The organism is Geobacillus sp. YHL, from assembly GCF_022341265.1.
In the GTDB taxonomy this organism is placed as follows: domain Bacteria; phylum Bacillota; class Bacilli; order Bacillales; family Anoxybacillaceae; genus Geobacillus; species Geobacillus thermoleovorans.
Genome location: NZ_JAEIGB010000012.1, coordinates 21,393 through 38,727, shown reverse-complemented (window position 1 = coordinate 38,727; position 17,335 = coordinate 21,393). Strand labels below are relative to the sequence as shown.

Sequence of the window (17,335 nt, the reverse complement as noted above, 5' to 3'; positions counted from 1 at the left end):
TTAATAGAGGGGATGGAGGATGGCAGCGATGATGATGTTCACCCGCCTGTCGGAACAAGAAAAGCATGAACGGTTTATGCAGCGCATCGAGGCGGGAGAGAAGATCGAAGCCGATGACTGGATGCCTGACGAATATCGGACGGCGCTCATCAAGCTCATTGCCATGCATGCGGTGAGCGAAATTATGGGAGCGCTTCCGGAAAAAGAATGGGTGCCGAAAGCGCCGTCGCTGCGCCGCAAGCTCGGCATTATGGCGAAAGTGCAGGATGAAATGGGGCACGGCCAGTTGCTGCTGCGGGTGGCGGAAGATTTGATGGCCCCTCTCGGCAAAACGCGGGAAGATATTCTCGAAGATTTATTGAACGAACGGTTGAAGTTTCACAATGTCTTTCATATGGCGGCGCCGACATGGGCGGATGCCGGGTTGATCGGCTGGCTCGTCGACGGAGCAGCGATTATGACGCAGACGAACATGCTCGATGCCTCGTACGGACCGTATGCGCGGGCGCTGAAGCGCATTTGCGCCGAGGAGGTGTTTCACGCCCAGCACGGCGAGTCGATTATTTTGGCGCTCGCCGAAGGGACGAAGGAGCAAAAAGAGATGCTCCAAGAGGCGCTCAACCGTTGGTGGGAGGCGCTGCTTATGTTTTTCGGTCCGCCGACGGCCGATACGACAGGAACCTCGAAGCAAGACATCACGATCAAATACCGCATCCGCACGAAAACGAACGAGCAGCTGCGTCAAGACTTTTTCACGAAATACGTGCCGCGCATTTGGGCGCTCGGACTGAAGATTCCTGATGAGACCATGCATTTTGACAAAGAGAAGGGCCAATGGATTTACCGGCAGCCGGATTGGGAGCGGTTTAAAGAAATCATCCGCAACAACGGACCGAAGTCGCAGGAGCGGCTTGAGCTTCGGCGGACGGCGTACAAGCAAAATGCGTGGGTGCGTGAGGCGCTTGGCGCGGTCCGGACGGCTGGATGAGGAGGGATGGCCATGGCGGGAAAAGAACAAGGATTTTATCAAGTGTTTGAAGTGTTCAGCCGCAAAGCGCCGGATGCACCGATGCAGCATCAATTCAGTTTGCTTGCCCCTAATGAGGAGATCGCGCTCGTGATGGCGCAGGAGAACTTTATGCGCCGCGAGCCGGTTTCCGACCTTTGGGTTGTGAGGCGGGATTATATCCGGCGGATCAACGAAGAGGAAAAAGCGGCGCTCAAACGGCTTGACAACAAAGATTATCGTCTGACGCGGGGATATGGGGATGTGAAGAAACGATGGCGCAAATATGAACAAGAGGCATTTGATGAGAAGGAAATTTTGTCATGGAAAGGCGAGATTCAGCGATGAGCAAAACACAAGTCCATTTTCATCCCGATGGTCAGGAAGCGCTTGTCGAGCTGTTGTTTCAGCTTGCCGATGATGATTTTTTGCTGGCCTACCGCGGCTCGGAATGGCTTGGGTTGGCGCCGCATATCGAGGAGGACATCGCGTTTTCTTCTATCAGCCAGGACACGATGGGGCATGCGGCCATGTATTATCAGCTGCTTGAAGATCTTGGCTGTGGATCAGCCGACGAACTGGCGCACGCCCGCCCGGCTGCGGCCCGGCGCAACGCGGTGCTGCTCGAACGGGTAAACGGCCCGGGGCATTATTTGCGCGAGCCTCGCTATGACTGGGCATTCACCGTTGTTCGCCAGTACTTTTATACACAGGCGAAGCGCATCCGTCTTGAATCATTGACAAAAAGTGTGTATACGCCGTTGGCCGAGGTGGCGGCGAAAATTCAAGTGGAGCTGCACTACCATTTGCTTCATTGGCATACGTGGTTTGTCCAGCTGACGAATGCCCCGGGTGAAGCGCGGACGCGAATGACGAAAGCCATCCAAGACGTGGCGGTGGATTTTGCCGGCGTATTGACGCTCGGGGCGAAAGGAACGGAAATGGTGCGGTGGGGGCTGATTGATGAGGAAAAGGTGCTGACGGAAAACACGATTGCCGCGCTGGCGCCGGCGTTTGCCGAAGTGGGGCTTGATTGGCCGATGCCGTTTGGCATGAAACATGGCAACGGCCGCAACGGCGAACATACGCCGGATTTGGACGAAGCGCTGGCGACGTTGTCAGAAGTATACCGCGCCGTCCCGCATGCGGTCTGGTGATGCCGGCGCCGCTGTTGGCCAACGTGCGGCGTTGGGCATGACGCCTCTTTGTGACGGCGAAGTGTTTGTTGAAGAAGCAAAACGATGCAACATTGGCGGCGCCAGGCAGCCAAAGCGGGAAAAACGGCAGCGGGTTGGAAAATGTGAGGGAGAACCATGACAAATGAAGAGGTTTGGAAAGCGTTAGAAACGGTGAAAGACCCAGAAATTCATTCGATTAGCATTGTCGATCTTGGGATGGTGGAACAGGTTGACGTTCGGGATGGAGCGGTCTCGGTCTGTCTGCTGCCGACGTTTCTCGGGTGTCCGGCGCTTGATATCATCCGCACGCGGGTTGAGGAAGCGGTGAAGCAAGCAGGGGCCTCGGCGGTGACGGTTGAGTTTCTCCGCCATCCGCCGTGGACGTCCGACCGGATCAGCGAAGCCGGACGTGAGCGGCTGAAGCAGTTTGGCATCGCTCCTCCGCCGCGGCAAATGCCGTCAGGGGCATGGCAAGTGGCGTGTCCATATTGCGGGGCGGAGCGGACTGTCATGGAAAATTTGTTTGGCCCGACCGCCTGCCGCAGCATTTTCTATTGCAAACAATGCAAAAATCCGTTTGAAGCGATGAAGCCTGTATTGGTTTCACGATAAGAAAAGGGAGAGGAGATGTTCGCCATGTTTAAAATGATCGCTTTGTACAAACAGCCGAAAGATAAAGAGCAATTCGACGCTCATTATTACGGAACGCATGTGCCGCTGACGGAAAAAATTCCGGGCCTGCGCAAAATCACAGTGACGAAAATTACCGGCACGCCGATGGGGACGGAAAGCGAGTATTATTTGTTGTGTGAAATGTATTACGATAGTCAAGAGGCGTTTCAAGAGGCGATGAAAACGAAAGAAGCGAAGGCATCGGCAAAAGATGTCATGTCATTTGCCGGCGACCTCGTCACCTTTATGGTCGGTGAGGAAGTGGAACATGAGTGAGTTTGTTTCCATTGCGGCGCGTCAAGAGGGAGCGGTCGGCATCATCGAGCTCGCCCGTCCTGATGTATTGAATGCGCTGAGCCGTCAAATGGTGGCGGAAATCGTTGCGGCAGTGGAAGCGTTTGATCGGAATGAGAAGGTGCGTGTCATTGTGTTGACCGGGCGTGGACGGGCGTTTGCGGCTGGGGCGGATATTCAAGAGATGGCAAAAGATGACCCCATTCGTCTTGAGTGGCTGAACCAGTTTGCCGATTGGGATCGCCTGTCCATCGTGAAAACGCCGATGATCGCCGCTGTGAACGGGTTGGCGCTAGGGGGAGGTTTTGAGCTGGCGCTTTCGTGCGACTTGATTGTCGCGTCGTCGGCGGCCGAATTTGGCTTTCCAGAAGTGAACCTTGGCGTCATGCCAGGTGCGGGAGGCACGCAGCGGCTGACAAAGCTCATCGGTCCGAAGCGGGCGCTCGAGTGGCTTTGGACTGGGGCGCGTATGTCGGCAAAAGAAGCCGAGCAGCTGGGGATTGTCAACCGCGTCGTCAGCCCGGAGCTTTTAATGGAAGAAACGATGCGGTTGGCCGGGCGGCTCGCCCAACAGCCGCCGTTGGCTCTTCGGCTGATCAAAGAGGCGGTGCAAAAAGCGGTCGACTATCCGCTCTATGAAGGCATGCAATTTGAGCGAAAAAACTTTTACCTATTGTTCGCCTCGGAAGACCAAAAAGAAGGGATGGCGGCCTTCCTCGAAAAACGAAAGCCGCGCTTCCAAGGAAAATAAGGGGGGCGCTTTATGTACGAAACGATCCGGTATGAAGTAAAGGGGCAAGTGGCCTGGCTGACGCTCAACCGTCCGGATCAGCTCAATGCGTTTACGGAGCAGATGAATGCGGAAGTGACGAAAGCGCTCAAACAAGCAGGGGCGGATCCAAACGTCCGCTGCGTGGTGATCACAGGCGCCGGCCGGGCGTTTTGTGCGGGGGAAGATTTGAGCGGCGTGACGGAAGAAATGGACCATGGCGACGTGCTGCGCTCCCGATACGCGCCGATGATGAAAACGCTTCATCATCTTGAAAAACCGGTTGTCGCGGCGGTGAACGGGGCGGCGGCCGGCGCGGGCATGAGCTTGGCGCTGGCGTGTGATTTCCGGCTTCTCTCGGAAAAGGCGAGTTTCGCTCCCGCGTTTATTCACGTCGGTCTTGTGCCGGACGCGGGCCATCTCTACTATTTGCCGCGTCTTGTCGGGAGGGCGAAGGCGCTTGAGCTTGCGGTGCTCGGGGAAAAAGTGACCGCCGAGGAAGCAGCTGCGCTCGGGCTGGCGACAAAGGTGATTCCTCTCTCTGATTGGGAGGAGGAAGTAAAGCAGTTTGTCGAGCGGCTCGCTGCCATGCCGACGAAGGCGATTGGACTCATCAAACGGCTGCTTCGCGAAGGCGAGGAAACAACGTTTGACCGCTACTTGGAACGGGAAGCGGAATGCCAGCGCATTGCGGGATTGACATCCGACCACCGCGAAGGCGTCAAGGCGTTCTTTGAAAAACGAAAACCATTATTCCGAGGAAACTAAGCAAGGGGGATGAAACGATGGCGACTGTGAAACAAAAGAAAATGGAACCGATGCCGACCAAACGCGATTTCTATCATTTGATTGTGAACGGGGAGCGGGTGGAAAGCGCTTCGGGAGAGACGTTTGAAGTGATCAATCCGGCCACTGGCGAACCGGTCGCCCGCGTCGCCAAAGGGACGCGCGAGGACGCCGAACGGGCGGTGCAGGCGGCAAGGCAAGCGTTTGACCGTGGGAAATGGCGTCATTTTCCGGTGCAAAAGCGGGCGCGCATCTTGTATCAAATTGCATCCATCATGCGCGAACGTTTCAATGAATTGGTGGAATTGGAAATTTTGAATACCGGCAAAGCGCTGTCAGCTGCCCAAGGACAAGTGATGCAGGCGATTGAAGACTTTGAATTTTTCGCCGGGGCGATCATTGGGCACCGCGGGGCGGTCAACCCGATGCCGGGCGCGTTTCACAACTATACGGAAAAAGAGCCTGTCGGTGTGTGCGCCCAAATCATTCCTTGGAACTATCCGCTCATGATGGCGGCTTGGAAAATCGCGCCTGCCATTGCCGCTGGATGCTCGGTCGTCGTTAAACCGGCGTCGCTGACGCCGCTCACCTGCCTTGTGCTGGCGGAAATTTGCCATGAGGCCGGCGTGCCGGAAGGGGTCGTCAATGTGGTGACGGGCGCCGGAGCGGAAGTTGGGGACTATTTGGTCGAACATCCGCTCGTCGACAAAGTGGCGTTTACCGGATCGACGCCGGTGGGGAAGGAAATTATGGAGAAGGCGTCGAAAACATTAAAACGGGTGACGCTCGAGCTGGGGGGCAAATCGCCAAGCCTTGTGTTTGCGGACGCTGATTTAGAAGCCGCTGTCGCCGGCTCATTGTTCGGCATTTTCTACAACAGCGGCCAATCGTGCGAGGCGCGTTCCCGCTTGTATGTGCATGAAAGCATCTATGACGCGTTTATGGAAGCGTTCGTGGCCAAAACGAAGCAGCTGAAACTCGGCGACCCGTTTGATGCCGGCACGCATGTTGGGGCGATCATCAGCCGCGGGCAGCTGGAAGTGATTGACGAATACGTGCAATCGGCTGTCGCCGACGGAGCGACGGTCGCCGCCGGGGGAAAAGAGGCGGTTGTCGCTGGGTTTGAAAACGGTTACTGGTATGAGCCGACGATTTTGACGAACGTGAACCATCAAATGAAAGCGGTTCGTGAAGAAATTTTCGGACCGGTTGTCGTCGTGATGAAATTCCGCGATGAAGCCGAAGCCATTGAATTGGCGAACGACAGCGACTATGGACTGGCCGCCGCGATTTGGACGAAAGATCATGGCCGCGCCGTTCGTGTAGCGAAGCAGCTGCGTTCCGGCATTGTCATGGTCAACAGCCCATTCTCCGCTTTCCCAGGCACGCCGTTTGGCGGCTACAAACAGTCCGGATTTGGGCGTGAGCTGTCTGTCGAGGCGCTTGATTTGTACACAGAAACGAAAAGCGTGCTGTCGTATTACGGTCCGCGTCCGCTTAATCCGTTTGGCGTCTAAGGGCTTTTGCCGTTTGGCGTTTGCCAACATACGAGAGCGGGTCGCGTCCTTGGAAGCAACGTTCAGTTTGCCGCCCTTGAAGGCAAGAGCGAATTCGGGCAAGCGTGGAGAGACACGCCCGCTCGTTTGCCGAGCACCCCGTCGCTCGTGATGGGGTGCCCATTCATTTGACGGCGTCCGCTGCTTGGCGAAAGGAACGCCGGCTTGATGCATCAGCCGTCATATGCGAAAGCAGGAGAGGGGGAAGACGATGATCGAACGCCTTGTTGTCGTCGGCAGCGGCGTGATGGGGAGAGGCATTGCGTATGTCGGCGCTGTCGGCGGGTTCCAGACGACCTTAGTGGACATTAAGCAAGAACAATTGGAGAGCGCCCAGAAGGAGATTGCTTCGATTTTTGAACAGGCGGTCGCTCGAGGGAAATTGACCGACAGCGAGCGGCAAGAAGCCGAGGCGCGCCTGTCGTATTCACTTGATTTGGCGGCCGCTGTGCGCGATGCCGATTTGGTGATCGAGGCGGTGCCGGAAAAGCTTGAATGGAAAAAGCAAGTGTTCGAGACGATTGACGCCCATGCGCCGGCGTCGTGCTATTTTGCGACGAATACATCCACCATGAGTCCGACCGAAATCGGTTCGTTCACGAAGCGGCCGGAGCGGGTGATCGCCATGCATTTTTTCAATCCGGTTCATAAAATGAAGCTTGTGGAAATCATCCGTGGCCTTGAGACGAGCGACGAAACGGCGCAAGTGGCGAAAGAAGCGGCCGAGCGAATGGGAAAAGAGACAGTGGTTGTCAATGAATTTCCTGGATTTGTCACGAGCCGGATCAGCGCCCTTGTCGGCAATGAAGCGTTTTACATGCTGCAAGAAGGGGTCGGGACGCCCGAAGAGATCGACAAGGCGATCAAGCTCGGCCTCAATTTCCCGATGGGGCCGTTTGAGCTTGCGGATTTAGTTGGGCTTGATACGAGATTGAACAACTTAAAATATTTGCACGAAAAACTCGGAGAAAAATACCGCCCGGCGCCGCTTTTGGAGCAATACGTCAAAGCGGGGCGGCTTGGCCGCAAAACCGGCCGCGGCGTCTATGACTATACGAATCGGGAAAACAGCTGATTCGCTAGAAAAGGAAGGGAGAGAACATGGGCAGAGAAGTCGTGATTGTGGATGCGGTGCGCACACCGATTGGCCGCTACAAGGGCGCGCTAAAAGAAGTCAGGCCGGATGATTTGGCGGCTGTTGTCATTCGAGCGCTCATCGAGCGAAATCCGAATGTGCCGGTCGAGCAAATTGATGACGTTGTCTTTGGAAACGCCAACCAAGCCGGCGAGGACAACCGAAACGTCGCCCGCATGGCGGCGCTGTTGGCCGGGCTGCCGATTGAGGTCGCAGGGGTGACGGTCAATCGGCTGTGCGGTTCAGGGCTTGATGCGGTCAATTATGCGGCGCGGGCGATTTTGGCCAATGAGGCCGATATCATGATCGCCGGCGGCGTGGAAAGCATGACGCGCGCCCCGTTTGTCATGGCCAAACCGTCAAGCGATTTTCCGCGCGGCAACATCGAGATGTATGACACAACGATCGGTTGGCGCTTTATCAATCCGAAAATGCACGAAATGTATGGCACCGACAGCATGCCGCAAACGGCGGAAAATGTGGCGAAGCGATTCGGCATTACGCGCGAGGCGCAAGATGAGTTTGCTTACGAAAGCCAAATGAAAGCGAAACAAGCGATCGAAACGAATCGGTTTGCGGATGAACTCGTGCCGGTCGTTTATCACGATCGAAAAGGCAACCGCGTTGTCGTCGATAAAGACGAGCATCCGCGTCCGGATACGACGCTTGAGAAACTGGCGAAGCTGCCCCCATTGTTTGAAAACGGCACGGTGACGGCCGGCAACTCTTCCGGCGTCAACGACGGGGCGGCGGCGCTGCTAGTCATGAGCGCAGAGAAGGCGAAGGAACTCGGCCTCAAGCCGCTGGCGGTTTATGTCACTTCGGCTGTCGCCGGCGTCGAACCGGCGGTGATGGGGATAGGCCCGATTTTTGCGACACGCAAAGCGTTGCGCCGCGCAGGGTTGTCGCTTGACGACATCGGACTTGTCGAGCTGAACGAGGCGTTTGCCTCGCAAGCGCTGGAATGCATCCGGCAGCTTGAGCTCGATCGGGCGAAAGTGAACGTCAACGGGGGAGCGATTGCCCTTGGCCATCCGCTTGGCGCGAGCGGCGCCCGCATTTTGACGACATTGATTTACGAAATGCGAAAACGCGGCGTCACCTATGGCTTGGCAACGATGTGCATCGGCGTCGGCCAAGGAATCGCGACGATTGTGAAAAACGCGGACGAACGGTGAGAGCGCCTTGTCTTCGTTCGGCGGAAAGGATGGTTATGTTCAGACGACGGCCCGTCATACAGCCGGTCTGGTTGAATGACGTCTGCCTAAGTTGATGAAGCTGCCGAAGCTGCGGCCGCATGTTTGCATGCCGTTGAGAGCCGCCTGCTTTTTTAGCGGTGCGGCTCTTTTTTATTCCTTTTGTTTTTTCGTCCGTCTTGCCAGCGTGATAAAAGTTTGTTACGATTATATTTCGAAAACAAGATACAGGGAGTCCATTCACAATGAACACACGCTCAATGATCTTTACGATTTACGGCGACTACATCCGCCATTACGGCGGTGAAATTTGGATCGGGAGCCTAATCCGCCTCCTCCGCGAGTTCGGCCATAACGACCAGGCGGTGCGGGCGGCGGTGTCGCGCATGAGCAAACAAGGCTGGATTCGCGCGGAAAAACGCGGCAATAAAAGCTACTATTCGCTCACGGAACGCGGCGTCAAGCGGATGGAAGAAGCGGCGCGGCGCATTTACAAAACGCGCCCCGAGCATTGGGACGGGAAATGGCGCATTCTCATCTATACGATTCCTGAGGATAAGCGGCATTTGCGCGATGAACTGCGAAAGGAGCTTGTTTGGAGCGGGTTCGGCACGATTTCCAACAGCTGCTGGATTTCACCGAATAATTTGGAGCAACAAGTGTACGACTTGATCGACAAGTATGACATCCGCCCGTATGTCGACTTCTTTCTTGCCGAATACGATGGACCGCATACGAATAAGCAGCTTGTGGAAAAGTGCTGGAACTTAGAAGAGATCAACCAAAAATACGAGCAGTTTATTGCCGTCTACAGCCAAAAATATGTCATTGACAAACATAAAATCGAGCGCGGCGAAATGTCGGACGCGGAATGTTTTGTCGAGCGGACGAAGCTCGTCCATGAATACCGAAAATTTTTGTTCATCGACCCCGGCTTGCCGGAAGAGCTGTTGCCGAATGAGTGGATGGGAAGCCATGCGGCCGCCTTGTTCAACGACTATTATCAACAACTCGCGGCACCGGCCAGCCGTTTCTTTGAAGCGGTGTTTCAAGAAGGGGCAGAGCTTGACAAAAAAGAAGAGGAAGAGATATCGGTGGAATGAACCGGGATGCACGGCGCAACAACAGCTGTGCATCCTGTTTGACGTTCATGGAACGTTCGGTACGGCAACGTGGAAGAAGCATGTTGTCGTCCAAACGATCATCATTGGTGTGGACGCCCACCAATCGTTGTCGATTTTTCATCGCTGTGGGGCGCGGTGTTGACTTACGGCAGTCTTCACTGGTGAAAATAGGCTTCAAAGGAAATTCATACGGTTTAATTGGTGTTCGTTTTTTCTTCGTTATATAAATCAACCATTCGCATCTTCTAAAAAATATGGTATCGTTTATATATAACGTATTTTTCACGGGGTGTGAATATAATGAATGATATTTGCCGTTTGCTCAATCTTCGTTATCCGATCATTCAAGGGGGGATGGGCAACATCAGCAACGCCGAGCTGGCGAGCGCCGTATCGGAAGCGGGGGGGCTTGGAACGATCGGAGCCGGAACGATGACGCCCGATGAGGTGGAGGCGCTGATTATTGAAACGAAGCGGCGCACCAACCGTCCGTTTGCTGTGAACATCCCGTTGCAGGTGACGCCGCACGCCGCGGAGATCGCCGAGCTTGTCATCAAACATCAAGTACCGGTCGTTTCGCTTTCCGCCGGTAATCCGGCGCCGTGGATTCCACGTTTTGCGGAACATGGCATCAAGGTGATCGTCGTCGTCGCTTCGGTCAGCCAAGCGAAAAAAGCGGAAGCGGCTGGAGCGGATCTCGTCGTCGCTGAGGGGTATGAGGCGGCGGGAATCAACTCGCCGCTCGAGCTGACGACGATGACGCTCATCCCGCAAGTCGTCAGCGCCGTCCGCATTCCTGTCATCGCTGCCGGCGGCATCGGCGATGGGCGCGGGCTGCTTGCCGCGTTGGCTCTCGGCGCCCAAGGGGTGCAGCTCGGCACAAGGCTTGTGGCAACGAAGGAAGCTCCGTTTCATGAAGCGTATAAACGACGGCTTGTCGAGGCAAAGGAAAATGAAACGGTCATTGTCGGCCGTTCGGTCGGGCGCATCCGCCGCGTCATGCGCACGCCGTATGCCGAGAAGCTGCTTGAGTATGAACAGCAAGGCATGCCGCTCGAGCAGTTTCAAGAATATACATCGGAGGATCGTCATCGCCGCGGCGCCCTCCTCGGCGATTTCCATGAAGGATTTATCAACGCGGGGCAAATCGCCGGTTTGATCGACGACGTGCCAACGGTGGCCGAGCTGTTTGAACAAATGATGACGGAAGCGAAAACGCAGTGGCAATCATTATCCGAACTGTTTCGCTGATGTACGAAAGACGCCTGTCAAACGGCGTCTTTTTTTGGCGATGAAAAATGGGGTGGCAGAGGGTTGACACGGGTAACCAACATCGTTACTATAAAAATAGTATAACGTTATTATAACGTAATAATATTTTTTGTTATATTAACTTGAAAACGCTTTCAAGCAGTAAAGCAAAGGAGAGGGGAAGCGATGAATGTCATGCTATCGCCAAACATGTCACAAAGATTGGATTTGTTTTTCCAAATGCGTGAACATGAACAGGTGGTGTTTTGTCTCGATGAAGCGACCGGCCTAAGGGCGATCATCGCCATTCATAGCACGGCTCTTGGGCCGGCGCTCGGCGGCTGTCGGATGCATCCGTATGCCACGACGGAAGAGGCGCTCGCCGATGCGCTTCGGCTGTCGAAAGGGATGACGTATAAATGCTTGGCTGCCGATGTCGATTTTGGCGGCGGCAAGGCGGTGATCATCGGCGATCCGCGCAAAGACAAATCGCCGGAATTGTTTCGCGCTTTCGGCCAGTTCGTGGAGTCATTAGGCGGCCGGTTTTACACGGGCACGGATATGGGGACGACGCCGGACGATTTTGTGCACGCGCTGAAAGAGACGAATTGCATCGTCGGCGTTCCGGAAGCGTATGGCGGAAGCGGCGACTCATCCGTGCCGACCGCCGAGGGCGTTGTTTACGGCATTCAGGCGACGAACGATGTTGTGTTTGGCAGCAAGCATTTGCATGGCAAAACGTATGCGGTGCAAGGGCTCGGAAAAGTCGGAAAAAAAGTGGCGCTTCGTTTGCTTGAAGAAGGGGCGGATCTGTATGTGTGCGATTTGAACGAAGCGGCAGTCAAAGAGGTCGTGGCGTACGGCAAGCAAATCGGGGCGTCCGTCAAGCCGGTGAACGGAACGGATATTTATCGCGTCGAAGCCGATGTGTTCGTCCCGTGCGCATTTGGCGGCGTCATCAACGATGAAACGATCGCCGAGCTGCGAGTGAAAGCGGTCGTCGGTTCGGCGAACAATCAGCTGGCTGACAAACGCCACGCCCGTATGTTGAAAGAAAAGGGCATCATGTATGCCCCCGATTATATCGTCAACGCCGGCGGCCTCATTCAAGTGGCCGATGAACTGTACGGAGCGAACAAAGAGCGGGTGTTGGCGAAAACGAAAGCGATTTATGATACGCTGCTCGCCATTTATGCGCGGGCTGAATCGGAAGGAATAACGACGATCGAGGCAGCCGATCAATTTTGCGAAGAGCGGCTCGAGAAACGCAAACGCCGCAATCATTTTTTCACGCACCAAAAGCGGCCGAAGTGGGATATTCGACGTTAATGCCGAGTCTATCCATATGAAAAAATGTCTGAAAATACGTAATATAATACCTTATTTTTTAATTCAGAGAAAAATCCTTTTGGAAAGCAGCGATCAAAGAGGCGAGGAGGAATCATTCATGAAACAAGCGATCAAACGATTCGCGATACCGGTCGTTTTCGGAGTTTTGGCGCTCTCAGGCTGTGGGGGAGAAGAGAAGGCCGCGACGAACGGTGCGAAAGAAGATGGAAAGCAGAAAACGTTTACGATTGGCGTCACCCAAATCATTCAACATCCATCGTTAGATGCTGCCTTCAATGGATTTAAAAAGGCGCTCGAAGACGGGGGATTTAAAGAGGGGAAAAATGTTCGGTACAATATCCAAAATGCCCAAGGCGACATGAATAACAGCCAAACGATCGCCAATAACTTTGTATCGGATGGGGTTGACCTTATTTTTGCCAACTCGACTCCGAGCGCGCAAAGTGCGCTCAATGCGACGAAAGACATTCCCATTGTGTTTACATCCGTGACGGATCCGGTCGGCGCCGGTTTAGTTCCATCGATGGACAAGGCAGGGGAAAACATCACGGGAACAACGGACAGCCATCCCGATGCGATTCGCAAAACGATTCAATTCATCGATGAGCAAACGGATGCCAAAACCGTTGGGCTTATTTATAACGCGGGCGAACAAAACTCGTTGGCGCAAATTGAAAAAGTGAAGGAAGCGGCGAAACATACGGATTTGAAGTTGGTGGAAGCCTCCGTTTCGACCACAGCCGAGGTGAAACAGGCGGCAGAGTCGTTAGTTGGCAAGGCAGATGTGTTTTACATCGTGACGGACAACACCGTTGTATCTGCCATTGAATCGGTTGTCAGCGTTGCCAACGAGAAAAAAATCCCTGTTTTTACGGGAGAGCTCGATTCATTAAAACGAGGCTGTTTTGCGGCGTATGGGTTTGATTACTACGATATCGGCTATCAAGCGGGGCAAATGGCAGTCGCCATTTTAAAAGGAGAAGCCAAACCATCAGAGATCAAACCAGAATATCCGAAAAAATTAAAATTGGTGATCAATAAACAAGCAGCGGAAAAACAAGGAATCAAACTGAAGCCTGAATGGGATCAAATGGCGGAATACATCGAATGAAAGGATGAGTGCTGTTGCTGGCGTCCATCACGGGAGCAGTGGAATCGGGACTGATTTACGCCATTATGGCGCTGGGAGTGTATTTGTCGTTTCGTGTGTTGGATTTCCCTGATTTAACCGTGGACGGCAGCTTTGTGACAGGAGCTGCTGTGGCGGCGACGTTGATTGTCAACGGGATCAATCCGTTTATGGCGACGTGTCTAGCGCTTTTCGTTGGATTCGCTGCCGGGTGTATGACCGGGCTTCTTCATACAGCAGGGAAGGTCAATCCGCTTTTGTCGGGCATTTTAATGATGATTGCGCTTTATTCGATCAATCTTCGCATCATGGGGCGTTCGAATGTACCTCTTTTAAATCAAAAGACCGTCTTTACAACCATTCAAGAATGGGGGACGAAAATCGGACTTGACTCGGCCGCGGCGAAAACATGGGGAATTCTCCTGTCGATGACGTTGCTTGCTCTTTTGTTTAAATGGTTCACAGACTGGTTTTTACAGACGGAAATGGGGCTTGCGATTCGGGCGACGGGCGATAATCCGCGCATGATTCGCAGCCTGTCGGCGAACACCAATTTGCTCATTGTCTTCGGGTTGGGCCTTTCCAATGCCATGGTCGCGTTCTCGGGGGCGCTTGTTGCCCAGTACGGCGCGTTTGCCGATGTCGGGATGGGAATTGGCATGATCATTATCGGTCTGGCTTCTGTGATTATCGGCGAAGCGGTATTTGGAACGAAAACGATCGCGCGAGCCACACTTGCCGTGATCGGCGGTGCGATCATTTACCGCATTGTTGTGAGTCTCGCTTTGCGCGTCCAATTTCTCGAAACAGGGGATGTGAAGCTCATTACGGCATGCATTGTCATTTTGGCGCTCGTTGTTCCGCAAATGGTTCGTCAACAAAAAGAGAAAAAACGCAAAGAAGAAAAAAGACGGAATCGAGCGCAGGTGATGGCCGTTGCCGCAACGGGAAAGGGTGAGGCGGATGTTGCAGTTAAAAGGGATTTATAAAGTGTTTCACGAGGGAACGCCTGACGAAAAGATCGCGCTCCAAAACATTCATTTAACGCTTCGAAAAGGCGATTTTGTCACTGTGATCGGCAGCAACGGAGCAGGCAAATCGACCTTGATGAATATAATTTCAGGAGTATTGTTTCCTGATGAAGGAACGATTTGGATTGACGGTCAAGATGTCACCATGATGCCGGAATACGTCCGCTCCCGCTATATCGGAAGGGTGTTTCAAGATCCGATGGCCGGAACGGCGCCAAACATGACGATTGAGGAGAATTTGGCGATGGCGTATACACGCAATCAAAAGCGCACGCTCCGCCGCGGAGTGACGAAAAAACGGCGCGATGAGTTTCGCGAGTTGCTCTCCACCCTTCATCTCGGTTTAGAAAACCGTCTTCAGGCGAAAGTCGGCTTGCTCTCGGGCGGAGAGCGGCAGGCGTTGTCTTTGCTTATGGCGACGTTCACCGAACCTGCCATTTTGCTGCTCGATGAACATACAGCGGCTCTCGATCCAGCCAGAGCGGAGTTGATCACCAACTTAACAAAAGAGATTGTGGAGCGATATCGATTGACGACCTTGATGGTCACCCATCATATGCAGCAGGCCATCGATTTAGGAAACCGCCTCATCATGATGGATAAAGGGCAGATCATTTTCGAAGTGGATGAGAATGAAAAGAAACGCTTAACGGTAGAAAAGTTGCTCGCAGAATTCCAACGCATTCGCGGGGAACAGCTCGCAAGCGATCGTGCGGTACTAGGCTGATGGATCGGCCATTCGACACCATGGAGAGGAGGAATATGATATGGAACTCGATTTTCCGATGGTGCAAGTATTGAATGAAGAAGGAGCGATCGTGCAGCCTGAATATCGTGAACAAATCACGAAAGAATTGACGATGACGATGTACCGCCATCTGATTCGCACGAGAATGGTTGACCGAAAATGTGTCAGCCTGCAGCGGCAAGGGCGCATCGGGACGTATGTGCCGTACGAAGGGCAAGAGGCGTGTCAAGTCGGAAGCGCGCTTGCACTCAACGACGGTGATTGGATGTTTCCGACCTACCGCGATCATGGGGCGATGATGACGTTCGGCCGTTCCTTAACGCAAACGCTTTTATACTGGAAAGGGCGGACGGAAGGGTGTGTTCCACCTGAAGGGAAAAAAATCGTTCCGCCGAGCGTTCCGATTGCCACGCAACTCCCTCATGCAGCGGGGGCGGCGTGCGCCGAAAAATGGAAGGGGACGAAAAATGCGGTGATTGTGTACTTCGGTGATGGGGCGACATCAGAAGGAGATTTCCATGAGGGATTGAATTTCGCGAGCGTTTTCAACGCGCCTGTCGTCTTTTTCAACCAAAACAACCAATATGCAATTTCCGTTCCGATCACCCGTCAGATGAAGACAAAAACGATCGCGCAAAAAGCGTTGGCGTACGATATTCCCGGCCTTCGCATCGATGGAAATGACGTGTTTGCCGTGTATTTCAAAACAACTGAAGCGCTCGAGCGGGCGAGAAACGGAGGGGGGCCGACGTTAATCGAAGCGGTGACATGGCGTTATGGCGCCCATACGACGTCCGATGACCCGTCCAGATACCGCGACCAGGAGGAAAGCCAAAAACGGCGCGAAACAACCGATCCGATTAAGCGGGTCGAGCGGTTGATGCAGCGGGAAGGCTGGTGGGATGAAAAGTGGGCGAATCAAGTGCAAGAGGAAGTGAACGCCGAAATCGAGCAGGCGGTTGTGGAAATGGAGAGCTATCCAAAAGCGAATGTATCTGACATGTTTGACTTTGTGTTCGCCCAACCGACATGGACGATTGCGGAGCAGAAAGAAGCGTATCTTCAGTGGAAGCGGGGGATGGAAAGATGATCACCAAAGTAGGCGTCAAATCGCTCACCATCGTGCAAGCGGTCAATGATGCGCTTCGTACCATGCTAAAAGAGCGTGAAGATGTCATCCTGCTCGGGGAAGATATTGGAAAAAATGGCGGTGTGTTTCGCGCCACCGAAGGATTGCTGGAGGAATTTGGCGAGGAGAGGGTGATGGACACGCCGTTAAGCGAGGCAGGATTTACTGGTGCAGCGATTGGAATGGCGCTTGGTGGATTTCGTCCTGTCGTAGAAATTCAGTTTTTAGGTTTTATCTATCCAGCCTATGAACAAATCATGACCCATGCGGCACGCATGCGTGCGCGGACGAGAGGGCATTTTACCGTGCCCTTGGTCATTCGCGCCCCGTACGGCGCGGGCGTGCGGGCCCCGGAAATTCATTCGGACAGCACGGAAGCGCTGTTTACCCATATGCCAGGCATCAAAGTCGTCTGTCCCGCGTCGCCGTATGACGCCAAAGGGTTGCTCATCGCCGCGATTGAAGACCCGGACCCTGTTCTCTTCTTAGAACCGATGCGCAGTTATCGTGCGTTTCGCGAAGACGTTCCGGAAGGAAAATATACGATTGAAATTGGCAAAGGGAAAAAACTACGTGAAGGGGACGACGTGACCGTCATTGCATGGGGAGCCATGGTGCCGGTCGCCATAAAGGCGGCGGAAGAAGCGAAGAAAAAAGGGATTGATGCCGATGTCATCGACTTGCGTACGCTTTACCCGCTTGACAAGGACATCATCGCCGAGTCGGTGCAAAAGACAGGGAGAACCGTGATCGTTCAGGAAGCGCATGCGACGGGTGGATTGGCCAATGATATTCTCGCTGTCATCAACGATACTTCGTTTTTCTATCAAAAAGCGCCGGTCGAACGGGTGACGGGATTTGACGTTCCTGTGCCGTTTTTCGCTTATGAAGACGATTATTTGCCAACGCCAGCGCGCGTTTTGCATGCCATCGAAAAAGTGATGAATTTCTAGCGGCGCGAGAGGAAGACATGAAATTCCC

Annotated in this window: 19 protein-coding genes; all 19 read left to right on the top strand. The window is 53.9% G+C overall.

Translation table 11 applies throughout. From position 1 onward, the window contains the following. Positions 1-19: 19 nt before the first annotated feature. The 19 genes from paaA (at position 20) to JCR24_RS11485 (ending at position 17,307) form a co-directional block, all read left to right on the top strand. A complete protein-coding gene (gene paaA, locus JCR24_RS11575) occupies positions 20-988 on the top strand; it encodes a 1,2-phenylacetyl-CoA epoxidase subunit PaaA (protein WP_041470508.1) in 969 nt (322 codons plus the stop codon). A 12-nt stretch (positions 989-1,000) separates the two neighbouring features. After that, positions 1,001-1,354 (top strand): 1,2-phenylacetyl-CoA epoxidase subunit PaaB, encoded by a 354-nt coding sequence (paaB, locus tag JCR24_RS11570; protein WP_014196085.1) that lies wholly within the window; start codon positions 1,001-1,003, stop codon positions 1,352-1,354. Beyond that, positions 1,330-2,163, top strand: a complete 834-nt coding sequence (gene paaC / locus JCR24_RS11565) for a 1,2-phenylacetyl-CoA epoxidase subunit PaaC (protein WP_238980660.1) — start codon at positions 1,330-1,332, stop codon at positions 2,161-2,163. The genes paaB and paaC overlap by 25 nt, the downstream gene beginning before the upstream one ends. Before the next feature lie 156 nt (positions 2,164-2,319). Next, positions 2,320-2,796: a 1,2-phenylacetyl-CoA epoxidase subunit PaaD gene (gene paaD, locus JCR24_RS11560; RefSeq protein WP_033025625.1), complete on the top strand. Its 477-nt coding sequence runs from the start codon at positions 2,320-2,322 to the stop codon at positions 2,794-2,796. Positions 2,797-2,820: 24 nt separating this feature from the next. Beyond that, positions 2,821-3,132: an EthD family reductase gene (locus JCR24_RS11555; protein WP_025950499.1), complete on the top strand. Its 312-nt coding sequence runs from the start codon at positions 2,821-2,823 to the stop codon at positions 3,130-3,132. Beyond that, positions 3,125-3,901 carry an enoyl-CoA hydratase/isomerase family protein gene (locus tag JCR24_RS11550; RefSeq protein ID WP_238980659.1) on the top strand — a complete coding sequence of 259 codons (777 nt, stop codon included), beginning with the start codon at positions 3,125-3,127 and terminating at the stop codon, positions 3,899-3,901. Before JCR24_RS11555 ends, JCR24_RS11550 begins: the two co-directional genes overlap by 8 nt. Before the next feature lie 12 nt (positions 3,902-3,913). Continuing rightward, a complete protein-coding gene (locus tag JCR24_RS11545) occupies positions 3,914-4,687 on the top strand; it encodes an enoyl-CoA hydratase-related protein (RefSeq protein WP_238980658.1) in 774 nt (257 codons plus the stop codon). A 17-nt stretch (positions 4,688-4,704) separates the two neighbouring features. Then, on the top strand, positions 4,705-6,222 hold the full coding sequence (locus JCR24_RS11540) for an aldehyde dehydrogenase family protein (protein WP_238980657.1): 1,518 nt from the start codon (positions 4,705-4,707) through the stop codon (positions 6,220-6,222). Positions 6,223-6,472: 250 nt separating this feature from the next. Next, complete coding sequence (locus JCR24_RS11535) at positions 6,473-7,336, top strand: 3-hydroxyacyl-CoA dehydrogenase (RefSeq protein WP_238980656.1); 864 nt, start codon at positions 6,473-6,475, stop codon at positions 7,334-7,336. Between the two features lie 26 nt (positions 7,337-7,362). After that, complete coding sequence (locus JCR24_RS11530; protein WP_011231521.1) at positions 7,363-8,574, top strand: acetyl-CoA C-acyltransferase; 1,212 nt, start codon at positions 7,363-7,365, stop codon at positions 8,572-8,574. Between the two features lie 263 nt (positions 8,575-8,837). Then, entirely contained in the window at positions 8,838-9,695 is an 858-nt protein-coding gene (gene paaX, locus JCR24_RS11525) for a phenylacetic acid degradation operon negative regulatory protein PaaX (RefSeq protein ID WP_011231520.1), read from the top strand. After that, positions 9,658-9,858 (top strand): hypothetical protein, encoded by a 201-nt coding sequence (locus JCR24_RS11520; protein WP_014196079.1) that lies wholly within the window; start codon positions 9,658-9,660, stop codon positions 9,856-9,858. Before paaX ends, JCR24_RS11520 begins: the two co-directional genes overlap by 38 nt. A gap of 128 nt (positions 9,859-9,986) precedes the next feature. Beyond that, positions 9,987-10,967, top strand: a complete 981-nt coding sequence (locus tag JCR24_RS11515) for an NAD(P)H-dependent flavin oxidoreductase (protein ID WP_370643337.1) — start codon at positions 9,987-9,989, stop codon at positions 10,965-10,967. A 186-nt stretch (positions 10,968-11,153) separates the two neighbouring features. Continuing rightward, positions 11,154-12,296, top strand: a complete 1,143-nt coding sequence (locus JCR24_RS11510) for a Leu/Phe/Val dehydrogenase (protein ID WP_014196077.1) — start codon at positions 11,154-11,156, stop codon at positions 12,294-12,296. Positions 12,297-12,414: 118 nt separating this feature from the next. Beyond that, positions 12,415-13,428, top strand: a complete 1,014-nt coding sequence (locus JCR24_RS11505) for an ABC transporter substrate-binding protein (protein ID WP_014196076.1) — start codon at positions 12,415-12,417, stop codon at positions 13,426-13,428. Positions 13,429-13,442: 14 nt separating this feature from the next. After that, the gene (locus tag JCR24_RS11500) at positions 13,443-14,435 is read left to right on the top strand and encodes an ABC transporter permease (protein ID WP_069304614.1); all 993 of its coding nucleotides are present in this window, start codon (positions 13,443-13,445) and stop codon (positions 14,433-14,435) included. Continuing rightward, positions 14,410-15,204, top strand: coding sequence for an ABC transporter ATP-binding protein (locus tag JCR24_RS11495; protein WP_069304325.1), 795 nt, complete (start codon positions 14,410-14,412; stop codon positions 15,202-15,204). The genes JCR24_RS11500 and JCR24_RS11495 overlap by 26 nt, the downstream gene beginning before the upstream one ends. Positions 15,205-15,244: 40 nt before the next feature. Beyond that, the gene (gene pdhA, locus JCR24_RS11490; RefSeq protein WP_069304324.1) at positions 15,245-16,315 is read left to right on the top strand and encodes a pyruvate dehydrogenase (acetyl-transferring) E1 component subunit alpha; all 1,071 of its coding nucleotides are present in this window, start codon (positions 15,245-15,247) and stop codon (positions 16,313-16,315) included. Beyond that, positions 16,312-17,307, top strand: a complete 996-nt coding sequence (locus JCR24_RS11485; protein WP_020278619.1) for an alpha-ketoacid dehydrogenase subunit beta — start codon at positions 16,312-16,314, stop codon at positions 17,305-17,307. Before pdhA ends, JCR24_RS11485 begins: the two co-directional genes overlap by 4 nt. Positions 17,308-17,335: the final 28 nt, after the last annotated feature.

Excerpts from the sequence above, each read along its gene's own strand:
- paaC (WP_238980660.1), top strand. The coding sequence starts at position 1,330 with ATGGAAAGGCGAGATTCAGCGATGAGCAAAACACAAGTCCATTTTCAT.
- JCR24_RS11545 (WP_238980658.1), top strand. The coding sequence starts at position 3,914 with ATGTACGAAACGATCCGGTATGAAGTAAAGGGGCAAGTGGCCTGGCTG.
- paaA (WP_041470508.1), top strand. The coding sequence starts at position 20 with ATGGCAGCGATGATGATGTTCACCCGCCTGTCGGAACAAGAAAAGCAT.
- JCR24_RS11550 (WP_238980659.1), top strand. The coding sequence starts at position 3,125 with ATGAGTGAGTTTGTTTCCATTGCGGCGCGTCAAGAGGGAGCGGTCGGC.
- paaX (WP_011231520.1), top strand. The coding sequence starts at position 8,838 with ATGAACACACGCTCAATGATCTTTACGATTTACGGCGACTACATCCGC.
- JCR24_RS11535 (WP_238980656.1), top strand. The coding sequence starts at position 6,473 with ATGATCGAACGCCTTGTTGTCGTCGGCAGCGGCGTGATGGGGAGAGGC.
- pdhA (WP_069304324.1), top strand. The coding sequence starts at position 15,245 with ATGGAACTCGATTTTCCGATGGTGCAAGTATTGAATGAAGAAGGAGCG.
- JCR24_RS11530 (WP_011231521.1), top strand. The coding sequence starts at position 7,363 with ATGGGCAGAGAAGTCGTGATTGTGGATGCGGTGCGCACACCGATTGGC.
- JCR24_RS11495 (WP_069304325.1), top strand. The coding sequence starts at position 14,410 with ATGTTGCAGTTAAAAGGGATTTATAAAGTGTTTCACGAGGGAACGCCT.
- JCR24_RS11505 (WP_014196076.1), top strand. The coding sequence starts at position 12,415 with ATGAAACAAGCGATCAAACGATTCGCGATACCGGTCGTTTTCGGAGTT.
- JCR24_RS11555 (WP_025950499.1), top strand. The coding sequence starts at position 2,821 with ATGTTTAAAATGATCGCTTTGTACAAACAGCCGAAAGATAAAGAGCAA.
- JCR24_RS11540 (WP_238980657.1), top strand. The coding sequence starts at position 4,705 with ATGGCGACTGTGAAACAAAAGAAAATGGAACCGATGCCGACCAAACGC.
- JCR24_RS11485 (WP_020278619.1), top strand. The coding sequence starts at position 16,312 with ATGATCACCAAAGTAGGCGTCAAATCGCTCACCATCGTGCAAGCGGTC.
- paaB (WP_014196085.1), top strand. The coding sequence starts at position 1,001 with ATGGCGGGAAAAGAACAAGGATTTTATCAAGTGTTTGAAGTGTTCAGC.
- paaD (WP_033025625.1), top strand. The coding sequence starts at position 2,320 with ATGACAAATGAAGAGGTTTGGAAAGCGTTAGAAACGGTGAAAGACCCA.
- JCR24_RS11510 (WP_014196077.1), top strand. The coding sequence starts at position 11,154 with ATGAATGTCATGCTATCGCCAAACATGTCACAAAGATTGGATTTGTTT.